The sequence below is a fragment of the Yersinia canariae genome, from assembly GCF_009831415.1.
Taxonomy (GTDB): domain Bacteria; phylum Pseudomonadota; class Gammaproteobacteria; order Enterobacterales; family Enterobacteriaceae; genus Yersinia; species Yersinia canariae.
In genome coordinates this window covers 4154402-4168795 of record NZ_CP043727.1, presented here as the reverse complement: position 1 = coordinate 4168795, position 14394 = coordinate 4154402, and the positions used below count along the sequence as shown (strand labels likewise).

The window sequence follows — 14394 nt, the reverse complement described above, 5'->3', positions numbered from 1 at the left end:
GCAGGAAATTGCCGTAGCTTGATAATGATGATCTGCAATGGCGCATTGAGAAAGGTGGAGAAAATATTCGCGGGATAACACTAAAAAACGGCCGGTAATCACCAGCCGTAGAGGTAATAACAGCAGAATTAACGACGTACTGCGATGGCTTCGATTTCGATTTTTACATCTTTTGGCAGACGGGCAACTTCCACACATGAGCGCGCAGGGAAGGGAGCATTATGTTCTGCGAAGAAAGCTTCGTAAGTGGCGTTAACAGTACTGAAGTCATTGAGATCTTTGACGAATACCGTGGTTTTCACGATATCGGCAACTTTCAGGCCAGCAGCTTCGACGATGGCTTTCACATTTTCCAGTGATTGACGCGCTTGAGCGGATACGTCATCGGCGACCAAGCCAGTTTTTGGATCAACCGGGATCTGGCCGGAAGTGATGATCATGCTGCCCAGATCGACACCCTGAACATAAGGGCCAATAGCGGCAGGGGCGAGTTCTGTGCTGATAATGCGTGACATGTAGACTCCTGGTTTACGTAATGCGGAAAGGAACCCGTCATCTTTCACATTGCAGATGTGCTGGTTGCGCTCAATCACCCGAATCACTTACTTGTAATTGATATTACATAGGTAAGCTTACCGGACTCTCTCGTTTGCCGCTTTCCTGCGCCATGAAATCTATTGGGTTTAATTATTTCTATATTATAAAGATGGACTCGATTACAGCAACCCACACGAGCTAAGTTTGCGATGGCGGGTGACGGCGAATATTGCCACTTTTGTAAATATTTTTAGGCAGCAATATTCGCCTCAGCCGAGTATTAATCCGCTTGCAGCACCACTTGGTGATCGAATTCTTTCTCGCAATATTTGCATTTCAGGTAGATCTCACCCTGCTTGGCCTTCACCTTAAAGCTGGAATCAACCGGCTCGTTGTGGCTGATACAGTTGCTATTTGGGCAGGTGAGGACGCCATCAATATGCTCTGGCAGGCTAAGTGTTAGCTTCTTTACCACTTCGTAGTTATCGATGCGGTTGACAGTCGCATCTGGCGCATACATAGCCAATTGGTTGGCTTGTTGCTCTGTCAGGAAGGTATTTTCTATTTTAATCAGGTCTTTACGGCCTGAGCGCTTAGACGGCAAATTCAGCCCGATGGTAATGCGCTGGTCAGTCGCGGTCAGCTTGAACAGCGACAACAATTTGAACCCGATTTGCGCCGGAATATGGTCAATCACGGTGCCGCATTTAATCGCTTCAACCTGTAGTTTGTAATCCTGAGTCATGTTCAATCCCCTTAAAGAGCCAATTCTGCGTTTAATACCAGTGCCAGCAGCGCCTGACGTGCAAAAATCCCATTACCCGCTTGTTGGAAATAGTAGGCATAAGGCGTTTTATCAACATCGGTGGTGATTTCATCAATACGTGGCAGTGGGTGTAGCACTTTGAGATTATCTCGTGCGCCATTCAAATCAGCCGCGCGTAAGACAAACTGTGCTTTGACGTTGGCGTATTCTGAGGGATCAAGACGCTCTTTTTGCACGCGGGTCATATAGAGAATATCTAATTCTGGCACCACTTCTTCAATACTTTCATGCAGGCTGTATTCGATACCTTTTTCTGCCAACATTTCAAGGATATAAGCTGGCATTGCCAGTGCATCCGGGGCGATAAAGAAGAAGCGGTTGCCATTGAATTTAGCCAGCGCTTGTGTCAGAGAGTGTACTGTGCGGCCATATTTTAGATCACCGACCATGGCGATATTGATGTTATCCAGTCGCCCTTGGGTTTCCTGAATAGTGAATAAATCGAGCAGAGTTTGGGTCGGATGCTGGTTAGCCCCGTCTCCGGCATTGACCACCGGCACATTACCCGAAAATTGGGCTGCAAGACGGGCAGCTCCTTCTTGTGGGTGGCGCATGACAATAGCATCGACGTAAGTGCTGATGACTGACATGGTGTCGGCCAATGTTTCGCCTTTCTTACCCAGAGAGGTGTTACTGCTGTCAGAAAAACCGACGACTGATGCGCCCAGCCGATGAATAGAGGTTTCAAACGACAAACGGGTGCGGGTTGAGGCTTCGAAAAAGCAACTGGCGATCACTTTGTGTTTTAACAGCTCAGGTTGCGGATGACTTTTTAGACTGGCGGCAGTACGCAGCACCAGTTCCAGTTCTTCGCGACATAAGTCGTTAATTGAGATTATATGCTTGTGATACAACGGGTTGGCCATTTTCGCTCTCCTCTGTGGTGGCCCGAGTTCCCGGGCTACCCTGGTGTTTTTGTGCCCGTAATCTTTCATGTTGCTGCTTACCTGCAACTTGAAATCTATTGGGTATGAACAGCTGTCATACAGTAATGTTAAATTCAGCGCCGATCAGTAGACAAAAAAAAGCCCCTCAATTGAGGGGCCTTTCAGGATCGGTGTAGCAACAGGAGAAAGAATGGCAGCTGGCTGCCTGCTGGCAGTCTATTTTGTCGACCATCAATCGGGTCATTTTCAACAAAACGACGATGTTTGGCAAAATCCAAGCAGCTTTTCATCATATCTCCCGGCAAATTGTGGCGAATTATACTCGCGTGGGATTTCTCTGCAAGGGGGAAAAGCCGCATTTTTTATGATTAGCAAACGATTACTTAGTATGTTTTGATTTTAAATATACTTAATTAGGATGGGTTTTGGTTGTTCAGATGCCGAATCGCCAAAATTAAAACTTAATCTTCATCAAACCCTGAATTAAACAACTCAATAACTGCAGCAAGTGCTTGAATCTCATCAGGCCCGGTGGCCTCCACCTCAATCTGGCGGCCTTTGGCGGAGTCGAGCATCAGCAGTGCTATCACACTGCTGGCTTCGGCTTCTGTACCACTGTCATTGCGTAACATCACTTCTGCATCAAAACTCTGAACCAGCTCGAACAATTTCATTGCGGGTCTGGCGTGCATCCCCAACTTGTTTTTGATCTCAACGGTCTGTTTGACAGTCATTTATTTACGCTTTTCCAGAGTACGATGACGTGATTGGACATTCTTACCGCGAGCGCGGAAATAATCGGCCAATTGTTCAGCAACATAGACGGAGCGGTGCTTACCGCCGGTACACCCAATGGCAACCGTCAGATAACTGCGGTTATTGGTTTCCAGCATTGGTAACCACAGTTCCAGATAACTGCGGGTCTGGTAAATGAAGTTATGCACTTCGGTATGGCGATCAAGGAAGGAGATAACGGGCTTATCCAAACCGGTCATTGGGCGTAATTTCGGATCCCAGTGTGGGTTTGGCAGGAAGCGCACGTCGAAGACATAATCTGCATCAATGGGAATACCGTGCTTAAAGCCAAAGGACTCAAACACCATGGTCAGCTCGCGCTCGCGTTTACCCAGCAGGCGGGTACGCAGCATCTCAGCCAATTCATGCACTGACATTTCAGATGTATCAATAATCAAGTCAGCCCGTGAGCGCAAAGGCTCCAGCAGGTCGCTTTCTTCATCGATAGCACTTTCTAATGACAAATTTTTAGTCGACAGCGGATGCAGGCGACGGGTATCACTGTAGCGACGAATCAGGGTATTGCGGTCAGCATCCAAAAACAGCAACTGCGGTGAAAAACTGTCTGGCAGTTGGGTCATGGCATGTTCAAATACCTCCGGAGATTCAGGCATATTGCGCACGTCTATGCTCACTGCAGCGGAGATATTCCTATCGGCAAGTGTACTCGCCAATTGCGGTAACAGAACCACCGGCAAGTTATCGACGCAGTAAAAGCCCATATCTTCCAATGCGCGCAAAGCAACAGACTTCCCTGAACCGGAACGGCCGCTGACAATCATCAGCACCATGTGAGTGACTCCCCTTTATACCCATCATCTTTCAAGTTGCAGGCGTGTTGGCTACTTTTGTTCACCTGAACCTTGAAATCTATTGGGCTATATATTAGAACCCTGTATTCCGGCTAACAAGAGCCGGGTATAACGGATAAAACAGACGTTGCCTTGCATGATTACGCTGTTTCTGGCGGTAATTCAGTAATGATCTGATAAAGCTCGTCATCACTTTGCGCCGCCCGTAAACGACGACACACTGTTTTATCAGCTAATCGCTTGGCTACTAAAGACAAAGTGTGTAAGTGAGTTTTACATTGATCTGCTGGAACCAACAAGGCAAATAATAGATCAACCGGTTGGTTATCAATAGCATCGAAAGCTATAGGTTGTTCCAGACGAATAAATACACCTACAGCGCGCAGTGTATCTTCTTCCAGCTTGCCATGAGGTATCGCGATACCATTACCAATGCCGGTGCTGCCCATACGTTCGCGGGTTAATACAGCATCGAAAACGATCTGTGATGGCAGGTTGAGCTGTTTGGCAGCTAACTCGCTGATAATTTCCAAAGCCCGTTTTTTACTTGAGCAATGTACGGAGCTTTTGGTGCACTCGATATTTAATACCGAGCTTAATTGCAATGCTGGATCGTTGATCATCTCATCTTTCACTTAAGCGCTGTTTTACGCCTGATGCCAGCGGAATATTCTTCTCTGCTGGCATCAGGTTATGTAGCGAGTGTAGAACCTTTGCTGTGTGTACCCGACGACTTCAAGCTGCATGTGGTTGGCGGTCTTCGTTCACCCCAGTGACTTGATTTCGTAAGTTCTTGGGGATTCACTCAGTTGCCGCCTTTTTGCAACTCGAGTTACCTCGGGTAGATAACAGCAACAAGGGCCCCTAATGTTGTTTCAATTTGTCTTTGTGTTTGTTCAACTGGCGAGCCAGTTTATCAACCAAAATATCAATCGCGGCGTACATATCCTCCTGCTCTGAGCTTGCGTGCAACTCCCCTCCATTCACATGTACCGTCGCTTCTGCAATTTGTTTTACTTTCTCGACACTTAAAACCACATACACTTGATTAATTCGATCAAAATATTGCTCAAGTTTGGCAAATTTAGTGGTAACAAACTCGCGTAATGCTTCGGTTATTTCGACATGATGTCCGGTAATATTGAGCTGCATAGTGTCTTCCTTCTCAGTTCAGGTCAAACCAACTGTTTACGCTGGTTTGACGGCGGGATGGATAACGACTCTCGGTACTTCGCGACGGTACGCCGTGCCACCATAATGCCTTGTTCACATAATAGAGTGGTCAGTTTACTGTCGCTCAGTGGTTTGGCAGGGTTTTCTGCCGCAACCAATTTTTTCACCAGCGCACGGATTGCGGTAGAAGAAGCTTCACCCCCGCTCTCTGTATTGACGTGACTGGAGAAGAAATATTTCAGCTCGAAAATGCCCCGAGGACTGTGCAGGAATTTCTGCGTGGTCACACGGGAGATTGTCGACTCATGCATATCCACGGCTTGGGCAATATCTGCCAGCACCATGGGTTTCATAAATTCAGGCCCATTCTCAAAAAAAGCCACTTGCTGTTCTACAATGCAGCGCGCCACTTTCAGCAGCGTTTCATTGCGACTATCAAGGCTTTTTATCAACCATTTTGCTTCTTGCAGATTACTGCGGATAAACTGCCCGTCACTGTCATTACGGGTATTACTGCCCATTGCCGCATACTGCTGGTTGATTTTCAGGCGTGGAATGCTATCGGCATTAAGCTCGACCGTCCAGTGCCCTTTGTCTTTACGTACCAAAACATCAGGAATGACATACTCAGACTCCCCGGTATTAATAGACTGACCAGGGCGCGGGTCCAGTGACTGAATCAGAGCAATGGCTTCTTTAAGTGTATCTTCTTTTAGCCGGCTTAAACGGATCATCGTGCGGAAATCATGGTTGCCTAGCAAATCCAGATAATCGCTAATAACCAAGCGCGCTTCGGCAAGATAGGGGGTGTCTTTGGCATATTGCGATAATTGTACTAACAGGCATTCACGCAAATTACGGGCAGCAACACCAATAGGATCAAAGTGTTGAATTCGTTTGAGCACGGCTTCAACCTCGTCCAATGCGACGTTTTCATCCCCCATGCTTTCCAGAATGTCTTCTAGCGGCACCGTAAGATAGCCAGTTTCATCAACAGCATCGACGATAGAGGTCGCAATCGCAGCATCGGTTTCGGAAAAGGGCGTCAGGTCAACTTGCCACATCAAATAGTCTTGCAGGGTTTGGGTGGTTTCCCCCTGATAGACCGGCAGTTCATCGTCACTGTAATCATTGCCCATACCGGATGGCGTACCGGCGGTGTAAATTTCATCCCAAGTAGCATCCAGTGGCAGTTCTTCCGGCATATCTTTTTGTTCTAGCGCTTCGCGGGTATCAAGCGATTCACTGTCGACTGTTTCTTTCGCATCTATCTCTTCATGAAGATCGGTTTGCTCAAGCAAGGGGTTACTCTCCAGCGCTAACTGAATCTCCTGCTGGAGTTCTAGCGTAGAAAGCTGCAACAGACGAATAGCCTGCTGTAGCTGCGGAGTCATTGCCAATTGTTGGCTGAACTTGAGTTGCAAACCTTGCTTCATAATGCAGTATCAATTTTCCTGGTGGCTAACAAAATCATTAACAGTGTGCCGGTATGGAAGATTAAAGGCGGAACTCCTCACCCAGATAAACACGTTTAACTTGTTCGTCAGCCAAAATTTCCTGTGGTGTGCCGTGAGCGATTAAATGCCCTTGGCTTACAATGTAAGCCCGCTCACAAACGTCTAGCGTCTCACGCACGTTATGGTCGGTAATGAGTACACCGAGGCCACTGTCGCGCAGATGCTCAATAATTTTTTTGATATCAATAACAGAAATCGGGTCAACACCGGCAAAAGGCTCATCCAGCAGAATAAACTTAGGATTCGCGGCCAGCGCTCGGGCGATTTCAACACGACGACGTTCACCGCCAGAAAGTGATTGGCCTAGACTGTCACGTAAATGAGTAATATGGAACTCTTCCATTAACTCATCGGCCCGCTCCTGACGTTGCTCAGACGAGAGGTCTTTACGGATTTCCAGCACCGCCATCAGGTTGTTAAAGACACTCAGGCGGCGGAAGATCGAGGCCTCTTGGGGTAAATAGCCAATCCCGCGCAGCGCGCGCTCATGCAAAGGCAAGAGGCTGATATCTTCATCATCAATCACAATGCGCCCGGCGTCACGTTGGACAATACCGACGACCATATAAAAAGTGGTGGTCTTTCCCGCGCCATTCGGCCCAAGTAAACCGACAATCTCACCGGACTTTACTTTCAGGCTAACGTCTTCGACCACTTTACGGCCTTTGTACGCCTTAGCCAGTTTTTCTGCGATTAATGTTGCCATAAATGATTAGTTACTCTTCTTTTGGCCTGAAGCTGCTGGCCCTTTATCTTGTAATTGGGACGGTAATAGCACTGTTGTGACGCGTTTGCCTTTATCACTGAAGGCTTCCATCTGCTGTTTTTTCACCAGATAAGTGATGCGATCGCCTTTGATATTGCTATCAAGCTGCTCCAGATAGGCATCACCGGTCAATACGACAAAATCGTTAGCGACTTCATAACGCAGTTTCTGTCCATGGCCTTTGACGGGTTTACCGCTGTCTTGCATCTGATAGAAAGTCACCGGATTACCAAACCCTTCAATGACCATTTTGCTCTGATCACCGCCCGGACGGGTAACCACGACTTTATCAGCCTTAATTTCAATAGTGCCTTGCTTGATTATCACATTATCAGTAAATGTGACGGTATTCGCTGCCATATCTAACGCTTGTTTGACCGAATCGACCAGAACGGGTTGGTCCGTATCGCCGGTTAAAGCTAATGCAGGCAGGCTTGCGGCTAAAAGTGAGCTGGCAAGCAAAAAATGACAAATTTTATTTTTGGATTTCATAAGAGGTTTTAACCTTTTCAATCAGCTCGGCGGTTTTATCCCGCAAGTTACCGCGCATTTTCATGCCGTTAGATGTAAATCCAACACCAAAGAGGGTAACTTCATCGTCTGAGGATACATCCTGAGTGATCAAATTAACCTGGGCGTTATCAGTTTTAATTTTTTGTAACTGTGCGTCAGGAGTTAGGCTATCAACCTCCACGTGACCATACAAATAAAGCATCTTATCATTGGTCAGCTTGGCGCGATCTGCGCGTATTGTCCAAGTGGCGACAGCATTCTCATCAAACATCGTCATCACCGGCCTGGTAAACCAGGTCAGCTCTTGTGCGGTGAAGTTCTGAACCTCTTCTGCCACCAGTTTATAACTCAGTTGCCCGACCGGATTAAAAACCACAGTTACAGTATGTTGGCTTTGTGATGAGGGTTCCTTATCATCGGCCACACTTCGTGTATCCTGTTGATTGAAATCGGAAAAATTCCAGCCAATCAAGGCTAAAGCAATCAGTGCTAAGGATATTGATATCCATAGTCTTGTTTTACTCATATCGACAATCCTTTGGCACCTTCGAGTTTACCTTGGGCCAATAATATCAAATCACATAGTTCGCGTACCGCACCACGCCCGCCATTGATGTGTGTAACATAATGCGCTTTGGGAATGAGTAATGGATGGGCATCCGCCACGGCGACAGATAAGCCAACTTGCGCCATCACGGGCCAGTCAATTAAGTCATCACCAATATAAGCAACCTGCTCAGGCTGGCATTTTAATGCGACTAATAATTCGTTATAGGCGACCAGCTTATCAGATTGCCCTTGATAAAGGTGGGTAATGCCTAAGGTGTTGGCCCGGTCTTCCAATAATTTGGCGCGGCGACCCGTAATAATTGCCACTTCAATACCAGAGGTTATCAGGCAGCGGATACCATAGCCATCCCGCACATTGAAAGCTTTCAGTTCTTCACCCTGATTACCCATGTAAATCAGGCCATCAGACATGACACCGTCAACATCACAGATCAATAAGCGAATGTTAGCCGCACGGTTTATAACGCTGCTAGCCACTGGGCCGTAGCATGTGTCCAGATATACAGTGTTATTCATTTTACCCTTCTCACTCGAATTCATAGCATTATTAGTGGCTTAGATGTCAGACGACTCCAGCTCTCAGCATGTCGTGCATATGGACGACACCCAATAATTGGTCACCATCGGCCACTAACACCGCGGTAATATGACGTGACTCCATCAGGTTGAGCGCATCCACCGCCAACATGGTTGGACGAACCCGTATACCGCCGCTGGTCATCACATCTGCGATTTTCGCGTTATTCAAGTCGATGCCCATATCGAATACCCGGCGCAAGTCACCGTCGGTAAAGATACCTTTAATCATCATCAAGTCGTCACAGATTACGGTTAAACCCAGATTTTTCCGAGTAATCTCCAGTAATGCATCCCGCAATGTGGCATCAGGGCTGACGTGAGGAATGTCGGCACCCGTGTGCATAATATCGCTGATCCGCAATAACAATTTGCGCCCCAGTGCGCCGCCCGGATGGGAGAGGGCAAAATCTTCCTGAGTGAAGCCCCGCGCCTGTAGCAAAGCAACGGCGAGCGCATCTCCCATCACTAATGTGGCGGTCGTGCTGGTGGTGGGGGCCAATCCCAGTGGACAAGCTTCTTGCGGGACTTTGATGCACAAGTGAATATCAGCCGCTTTGCCCATGGTGCTTTCTGGGTTGTTGCTCATACAAATAAGCTGAATTTTCTGACGCTTAAGGACAGGGATCAAGGCAAGGATTTCGTTGGACTCCCCCGAGTTGGAGATAGCTAACACGATATCTTGCGGCGTGATCATGCCCAGATCACCATGACTGGCTTCGCCGGGGTGGACAAAGAATGACGGGGAGCCGGTACTGGCAAACGTCGCGGCAATTTTGCACCCAATATGGCCAGACTTACCCATCCCCATCACGACAACTTTACCGTGGCAGTTAAATATTGCTTCGCACGCTTTGGTAAAGTCGTCATTAATATATTGATCAAGCTGTGCCAGCCCATCGCGCTCAATCTGTAATACTTGTTTACCAGCCTGTTGGAAATCAACTCTGGGTTGTAAATCCGTATTCGGCTGTAAATCAGAAGAAGACATACTTGGTTCCCGCTCAATGTTGGTAGGCAACATGGGTTACGCCGCAGTTAATGGCATCCAAAATATACCCGTCATACTCCAATCTGCATCTGTGTTGGCTGCCTTCATTCACCCCTGTCACTGACTTGTACAAGCGCCTGGGATTTGCTCAGTTGCTGCCTTGCTGCAAACCGAATTATTTAGGGTATAAGCACCGCTATGTAAGCGATAAACCCACATAATAACAGAGCGCCCGCCATATGGCCGATTCGATGTTTACGCCCCAGACAAAGTACAGTGAATATCACACTGACACCGAGCATTACCCAGTAATCTCGCTGGAAAGCATCGGGATTGATATCACCAGGAGACAGCAATGCGGGGACACCTAACACAATAACAATATTAAAAATATTTGAGCCGATGATATTACCGACCGCCATATCATCTTCACCTTTTAAAGCACCGGCGATAAAGGTGGCCAACTCGGGTAAACTGGTGCCAATGGCGATGACAGTCAACCCGATAACCAATTCACTGACCCCTGCGACTCTGGCGATGACCGTGGCATTGTCGATAATCATTTTGGCGGATAGCGGCAAAATAATAAATGCCAGCACTAGCCATAATAATGCGACGGTATTACTGCTGTCTTGGGGTAATTCTGCCAATTGTTCGCGGGTGAGAATGTCATTTCCTTGCGAATGAGCCAGGCGCGCAATTTTTAGCATCAGGATAATAAAAGCGGCCGCCGCCAAGAGTAAAATAACACCATCCCCTCGGCTAAGGTGGTTATCTGCCAGCAAGAAACCGCATAATACTGTCACGACTAACATCAAGGGTAATTCGCGGCGTAAAATCTCTGAGCGCACGGTCAGTGGGCGTATTAGGGCTGCACCGCCAACAATCAGTAATAGATTGGTAATATTAGAACCCAGCACATTCCCGACCGCCATATCCGTTTGATTATTCAATGCCGCCGTGACGGAGACAATAAGCTCCGGTAGCGAAGTGCCAATACCGACAATCGTCATCCCAATAATAAGTGGCGGGATACCGAAAGAACGTGATAACACGGCAGCGCCATAAACTAATCGATCGGCGCCGTACACCAGTAAAACCAAGCCAATGATTAATAGTGTTATCGCAAGAAACATGCAGAGTCCTTTATTAGTTATATACCCGTCATACTTCAAATTGCAGGTGTGTTGACTGTCTTCGTTCACCCCAGTCACTTACTCATGTAAGCTCCTGGGGACTCACTCAGTTGCCGCCGTCCTGCAACTCGAATTATTTAGGGTATAATCCCGATCCATTGGCATAAACTCGTTGGTAAAAATCACTAAAAACGCGTTACGCTTTTTTTTTTGCTTACCCCCTAATTTTGACTGTGAGTGCCAGAAAAGTAAAACGTATGGCAACTTTGGCTACGAAAAAACGCTAATAAGTTGCCAGAATACTTCCCAATTGCGCTCGTTACCGCTATTTGCTGTAGCATTGGTGGGTATATGAGTCATAAAAGGCCTAAGGGACGAATGATAATGAACCAACTGGCGTCGAATTTGATAGAGATCCGCGGGATGAGTTTTACCCGTGGTGAGCGTCCGATATTCGCCGATATCAACATGACGGTCCCGCGCGGTAAAGTCACTGCGATTATGGGGCCTTCAGGGATTGGTAAAACCACTTTGCTGCGCCTGATTGGCGGGCAACTTGCGCCAGATACCGGTGAAATTTGGTTTGATGGTGATAATATTCCGGCGCTTTCTCGCCAGCGTTTGTATGATGTGCGCAAGAAAATGAGCATGTTGTTTCAATCTGGCGCGTTATTCACCGATTTGACCGTGTTTGAGAATGTGGCTTTTCCATTGCGCGAACATAGCCGTTTACCGGAAGAGCTGCTGCATAGCACGGTGATGATGAAGTTAGAGGCCGTGGGGTTGCGTGGCGCGGCTAATTTAATGCCCGCAGAGCTTTCAGGGGGTATGGCGCGCCGTGCCGCATTGGCGCGGGCAATTGCCCTTGATCCCGAATTGATCATGTTTGATGAGCCTTTTGTCGGGCAGGACCCCATCACCATGGGCGTGCTGGTAAAACTGATCGATGAGCTGAATCATGCATTGGGTGTCACTTGCGTAGTGGTCTCCCATGATGTGCCAGAAGTGCTGAGTATCGCTGATTATGCTTATATTGTTGCCGATCAGCACGTCATTGCTGAAGGAACACCTGAGCAGCTACAAGCCAATGATGATATGCGGGTGCGTCAGTTCCTCGATGGTATTGCCGACGGGCCGGTGCCTTTCCGTTACCCGGCTGGTGATTATAAAACTGAGCTGTTAGACCTAAAGTAATTGGAGTTGCAGGAAGCAAATGCACGAATGCTAATAAACTTATATCAGTAAGTGAGTTGGACGTGTCGTTAGCACACCTGCTGCTGCAAGTGCGAAAGGTATTAGGCTGATGGAGTATTCATGTTTGTACAGGTGTTAGCGTCTTTGGGTCGCAGGGGAATCAATGTCTGCGCATCCTTTGGTCGCGCAGGTTTAATGCTGTTTAATGCGCTGGTCGGGCGGCCTGAACCACGAAAACAGTGGCCATTACTGCTCAAGCAGCTGTATAGCGTTGGGGTGCAATCCTTACTGATTATCGTGGTTTCCGGTCTGTTTATTGGCATGGTTCTGGGCTTACAGGGCTTTTTGATCCTGACCACGTACAGTGCGGAAGCCAGTCTCGGGATGATGGTTTCTTTATCATTACTGCGAGAGTTAGGGCCAGTGGTTACGGCCTTGCTCTTTGCTGGCCGTGCCGGTTCAGCCCTGACAGCAGAAATTGGTTTGATGAAAGCCACTGAACAGATTTCCAGTCTGGAAATGATGGCTATCGACCCTCTGCGGCGGGTGGTGGCTCCCCGGTTCTGGGCTGGTCTTATCAGCATGCCACTATTGACCGCTATTTTTGTTGCCGTCGGCATCTGGGGCGGTTCTGTGGTCGGTGTCGACTGGAAGGGGATTGATGGCGGTTTCTTCTGGTCTGCAATGCAAAATGCCGTTGAGTGGCGCACTGATTTACTCAATTGCCTTATTAAGAGCCTGGTATTTGCCATTACCGTGACGTGGATTGCGCTGTTTAATGGTTATGATGCGGTCCCAACATCTGAAGGGATTAGCCGGGCAACGACCCGTACTGTTGTGCATTCGTCACTGGCGGTATTGGGATTAGATTTTGTGCTGACAGCACTGATGTTTGGGAACTGAGTCGATGCAAACGAAGAAAAGTGAAGTCTGGGTAGGGGCGTTTATACTTATTGCTATTCTGGCGGTGGTATTCCTGTGCTTGAAAGTGGCGGATATCAAATCCGTGGGTAATCAGCCGACTTACCGGATTTATGCAAATTTTGACAATATTGGTGGTCTAAAGAATAACTCGCCGGTCAAAATTGGTGGGGTTGTCGTTGGGCGAGTCGCTGATATTACTCTGGATACCAAAAACTACAGTCCACGTGTGGCGATAGATATTCAACAACGCTATAACCATATCCCGGACACCAGTTCCTTGGCGGTGCGCACTTCCGGTTTGTTGGGTGAGCAGTTCCTGGCGCTCAATGTCGGTTTTGAAGACCCTGACATGGGAACCAGTATTTTGAAAGATGGTGGCGTGATTCAAGACACCAAATCTGCATTGGTTCTGGAGGATCTTATCGGCCAGTTCTTGTACAAGAGTGGCGGTGATGGTAATTCTGATACACCAGCCAGTGAGCCGGCAGCAGCACCTGCGCCAGCAAATGGCAGCTTGCCTGCAACTCAACATCCTTAAGAGGGTATCTGAATGTTTAAACGTTTACTTATGGTCGCGTTGTTGGTGGTGGCACCACTGGCGAATGCTGTCGATCAAACCAACCCATACCGTCTGATGGATGAAGCGGCGCAAAGAACATTCACGCGCCTAAAAACCGAACAAGCCAAAATTAAGCAGAACCCGGATTATTTGCGCACTATCGTGCGTGAAGAGTTATTGCCATTTGTTCAGATTAAATACGCGGGTGCCTTGGTGCTGGGGAGTTATTACAAAGCCGCAACGCCTGCGCAGCGTGAGGCATATTTCAATGCTTTCAGCCAATATCTGGAACAGGCATATGGTCAGGCGCTGGCGTTGTATCATGGCCAAACTTACGACGTGGCTCCAGACCAGCCATTGGGTGATGCCAATATTGTCGCCATTCGTGTGACTATCCTTGACCCTAATGGTCGTCCACCGGTACGTTTAGATTTCCAGTGGCGCAAAAACAGCCAAACAGGTAACTGGCAAGCGTATGACATGATAGCCGAAGGCGTTAGCATGATCAGCACCAAGCAAAATGAGTGGGCTTCCATCTTGCGTCAGAAAGGTGTTGATGGCCTGACCCAACAGTTGCTGATTGCAGCAAAACAGCCGATAACCTTAGATAAGCAGTGA

General features: G+C 47.8%; 19 protein-coding genes. 5 read left to right on the top strand and 14 right to left on the bottom strand.

Annotated features, from left to right (window positions below; translation table 11 throughout):
• Window positions 1-128: 128 nt before the first annotated feature.
• The 3 genes from ridA to pyrB all read right to left on the bottom strand — a co-directional run bounded on the left by ridA (window position 129) and on the right by pyrB (window position 2229).
• Window positions 129-515 carry a 2-iminobutanoate/2-iminopropanoate deaminase gene (gene ridA, locus F0T03_RS19100; RefSeq protein ID WP_004392344.1) on the bottom strand — a complete coding sequence of 129 codons (387 nt, stop codon included), beginning with the start codon at window positions 513-515 and terminating at the stop codon, window positions 129-131.
• 302 nt (window positions 516-817) lie between these two features.
• On the bottom strand, window positions 818-1282 hold the full coding sequence (gene pyrI, locus F0T03_RS19095; RefSeq protein WP_145555187.1) for an aspartate carbamoyltransferase regulatory subunit: 465 nt from the start codon (window positions 1280-1282) through the stop codon (window positions 818-820).
• An 11-nt stretch (window positions 1283-1293) separates the two neighbouring features.
• Window positions 1294-2229 carry an aspartate carbamoyltransferase gene (pyrB, locus tag F0T03_RS19090; protein WP_159680101.1) on the bottom strand — a complete coding sequence of 312 codons (936 nt, stop codon included), beginning with the start codon at window positions 2227-2229 and terminating at the stop codon, window positions 1294-1296.
• A 211-nt stretch (window positions 2230-2440) separates the two neighbouring features.
• Between pyrB and F0T03_RS19085 the strand changes: the two genes are divergently transcribed.
• Window positions 2441-2647, top strand: coding sequence for a hypothetical protein (locus F0T03_RS19085; RefSeq protein ID WP_145555189.1), 207 nt, complete (start codon window positions 2441-2443; stop codon window positions 2645-2647).
• Between the two features lie 64 nt (window positions 2648-2711).
• On the opposite strand, the gene npr is transcribed toward F0T03_RS19085, so the two are convergent.
• From npr to F0T03_RS19030, 11 genes are all read right to left on the bottom strand, one after another.
• Window positions 2712-2984, bottom strand: a complete 273-nt coding sequence (gene npr / locus F0T03_RS19080) for a PTS phosphocarrier protein NPr (RefSeq protein ID WP_005162489.1) — start codon at window positions 2982-2984, stop codon at window positions 2712-2714.
• The gene (gene rapZ, locus F0T03_RS19075) at window positions 2985-3836 is read right to left on the bottom strand and encodes an RNase adapter RapZ (RefSeq protein ID WP_005162486.1); all 852 of its coding nucleotides are present in this window, start codon (window positions 3834-3836) and stop codon (window positions 2985-2987) included. It abuts the gene before it with no gap.
• 161 nt (window positions 3837-3997) lie between these two features.
• A complete protein-coding gene (ptsN, locus tag F0T03_RS19070) occupies window positions 3998-4480 on the bottom strand; it encodes a PTS IIA-like nitrogen regulatory protein PtsN (protein WP_145555190.1) in 483 nt (160 codons plus the stop codon).
• A gap of 241 nt (window positions 4481-4721) precedes the next feature.
• Complete coding sequence (gene hpf / locus F0T03_RS19065; RefSeq protein WP_004392031.1) at window positions 4722-5009, bottom strand: ribosome hibernation promoting factor; 288 nt, start codon at window positions 5007-5009, stop codon at window positions 4722-4724.
• A gap of 23 nt (window positions 5010-5032) precedes the next feature.
• The gene (rpoN, locus tag F0T03_RS19060) at window positions 5033-6466 is read right to left on the bottom strand and encodes an RNA polymerase factor sigma-54 (protein WP_145555192.1); all 1434 of its coding nucleotides are present in this window, start codon (window positions 6464-6466) and stop codon (window positions 5033-5035) included.
• Window positions 6467-6527: 61 nt separating this feature from the next.
• Window positions 6528-7253 (bottom strand): LPS export ABC transporter ATP-binding protein, encoded by a 726-nt coding sequence (gene lptB / locus F0T03_RS19055; protein ID WP_004392029.1) that lies wholly within the window; start codon window positions 7251-7253, stop codon window positions 6528-6530.
• Between the two features lie 6 nt (window positions 7254-7259).
• Window positions 7260-7805, bottom strand: coding sequence for a lipopolysaccharide ABC transporter substrate-binding protein LptA (gene lptA, locus F0T03_RS19050; protein ID WP_145555193.1), 546 nt, complete (start codon window positions 7803-7805; stop codon window positions 7260-7262).
• Window positions 7789-8352 carry an LPS export ABC transporter periplasmic protein LptC gene (gene lptC, locus F0T03_RS19045; RefSeq protein ID WP_145555194.1) on the bottom strand — a complete coding sequence of 188 codons (564 nt, stop codon included), beginning with the start codon at window positions 8350-8352 and terminating at the stop codon, window positions 7789-7791. Before lptC ends, lptA begins: the two co-directional genes overlap by 17 nt.
• On the bottom strand, window positions 8349-8912 hold the full coding sequence (gene kdsC, locus F0T03_RS19040) for a 3-deoxy-manno-octulosonate-8-phosphatase KdsC (RefSeq protein ID WP_159680099.1): 564 nt from the start codon (window positions 8910-8912) through the stop codon (window positions 8349-8351). Before kdsC ends, lptC begins: the two co-directional genes overlap by 4 nt.
• Window positions 8913-8958: 46 nt before the next feature.
• A complete protein-coding gene (gene kdsD, locus F0T03_RS19035) occupies window positions 8959-9963 on the bottom strand; it encodes an arabinose-5-phosphate isomerase KdsD (RefSeq protein ID WP_159681014.1) in 1005 nt (334 codons plus the stop codon).
• Window positions 9964-10142: 179 nt separating this feature from the next.
• Complete coding sequence (locus F0T03_RS19030; RefSeq protein WP_145555196.1) at window positions 10143-11099, bottom strand: calcium/sodium antiporter; 957 nt, start codon at window positions 11097-11099, stop codon at window positions 10143-10145.
• A 384-nt stretch (window positions 11100-11483) separates the two neighbouring features.
• On the opposite strand from F0T03_RS19030, the gene mlaF reads away from it, so the two are divergent.
• The 4 genes from mlaF to mlaC all read left to right on the top strand — a co-directional run bounded on the left by mlaF (window position 11484) and on the right by mlaC (window position 14394).
• Entirely contained in the window at window positions 11484-12293 is an 810-nt protein-coding gene (gene mlaF, locus F0T03_RS19025; protein WP_145555197.1) for a phospholipid ABC transporter ATP-binding protein MlaF, read from the top strand.
• A gap of 120 nt (window positions 12294-12413) precedes the next feature.
• Window positions 12414-13196: a lipid asymmetry maintenance ABC transporter permease subunit MlaE gene (gene mlaE / locus F0T03_RS19020; RefSeq protein WP_145555198.1), complete on the top strand. Its 783-nt coding sequence runs from the start codon at window positions 12414-12416 to the stop codon at window positions 13194-13196.
• 4 nt (window positions 13197-13200) lie between these two features.
• Complete coding sequence (gene mlaD / locus F0T03_RS19015) at window positions 13201-13755, top strand: outer membrane lipid asymmetry maintenance protein MlaD (RefSeq protein WP_145555199.1); 555 nt, start codon at window positions 13201-13203, stop codon at window positions 13753-13755.
• Window positions 13756-13767: 12 nt separating this feature from the next.
• Window positions 13768-14394, top strand: coding sequence for a phospholipid-binding protein MlaC (gene mlaC, locus F0T03_RS19010; protein ID WP_050076999.1), 627 nt, complete (start codon window positions 13768-13770; stop codon window positions 14392-14394).

Bases quoted from the DNA above. Each gene is read 5' to 3' on its own strand.
- ridA (WP_004392344.1), bottom strand. From the start codon at position 515: ATGTCACGCATTATCAGCACAGAACTCGCCCCTGCCGCTATTGGCCCT.
- pyrI (WP_145555187.1), bottom strand. From the start codon at position 1,282: ATGACTCAGGATTACAAACTACAGGTTGAAGCGATTAAATGCGGCACC.
- pyrB (WP_159680101.1), bottom strand. From the start codon at position 2,229: ATGGCCAACCCGTTGTATCACAAGCATATAATCTCAATTAACGACTTA.
- F0T03_RS19085 (WP_145555189.1), top strand. From the start codon at position 2,441: ATGGCAGCTGGCTGCCTGCTGGCAGTCTATTTTGTCGACCATCAATCG.
- npr (WP_005162489.1), bottom strand. From the start codon at position 2,984: ATGACTGTCAAACAGACCGTTGAGATCAAAAACAAGTTGGGGATGCAC.
- rapZ (WP_005162486.1), bottom strand. From the start codon at position 3,836: ATGGTGCTGATGATTGTCAGCGGCCGTTCCGGTTCAGGGAAGTCTGTT.
- ptsN (WP_145555190.1), bottom strand. From the start codon at position 4,480: ATGATCAACGATCCAGCATTGCAATTAAGCTCGGTATTAAATATCGAG.
- hpf (WP_004392031.1), bottom strand. From the start codon at position 5,009: ATGCAGCTCAATATTACCGGACATCATGTCGAAATAACCGAAGCATTA.
- rpoN (WP_145555192.1), bottom strand. From the start codon at position 6,466: ATGAAGCAAGGTTTGCAACTCAAGTTCAGCCAACAATTGGCAATGACT.
- lptB (WP_004392029.1), bottom strand. From the start codon at position 7,253: ATGGCAACATTAATCGCAGAAAAACTGGCTAAGGCGTACAAAGGCCGT.
- lptA (WP_145555193.1), bottom strand. From the start codon at position 7,805: ATGAAATCCAAAAATAAAATTTGTCATTTTTTGCTTGCCAGCTCACTT.
- lptC (WP_145555194.1), bottom strand. From the start codon at position 8,352: ATGAGTAAAACAAGACTATGGATATCAATATCCTTAGCACTGATTGCT.
- kdsC (WP_159680099.1), bottom strand. From the start codon at position 8,912: ATGAATAACACTGTATATCTGGACACATGCTACGGCCCAGTGGCTAGC.
- kdsD (WP_159681014.1), bottom strand. From the start codon at position 9,963: ATGTCTTCTTCTGATTTACAGCCGAATACGGATTTACAACCCAGAGTT.
- F0T03_RS19030 (WP_145555196.1), bottom strand. From the start codon at position 11,099: ATGTTTCTTGCGATAACACTATTAATCATTGGCTTGGTTTTACTGGTG.
- mlaF (WP_145555197.1), top strand. From the start codon at position 11,484: ATGAACCAACTGGCGTCGAATTTGATAGAGATCCGCGGGATGAGTTTT.
- mlaE (WP_145555198.1), top strand. From the start codon at position 12,414: ATGTTTGTACAGGTGTTAGCGTCTTTGGGTCGCAGGGGAATCAATGTC.
- mlaD (WP_145555199.1), top strand. From the start codon at position 13,201: ATGCAAACGAAGAAAAGTGAAGTCTGGGTAGGGGCGTTTATACTTATT.
- mlaC (WP_050076999.1), top strand. From the start codon at position 13,768: ATGTTTAAACGTTTACTTATGGTCGCGTTGTTGGTGGTGGCACCACTG.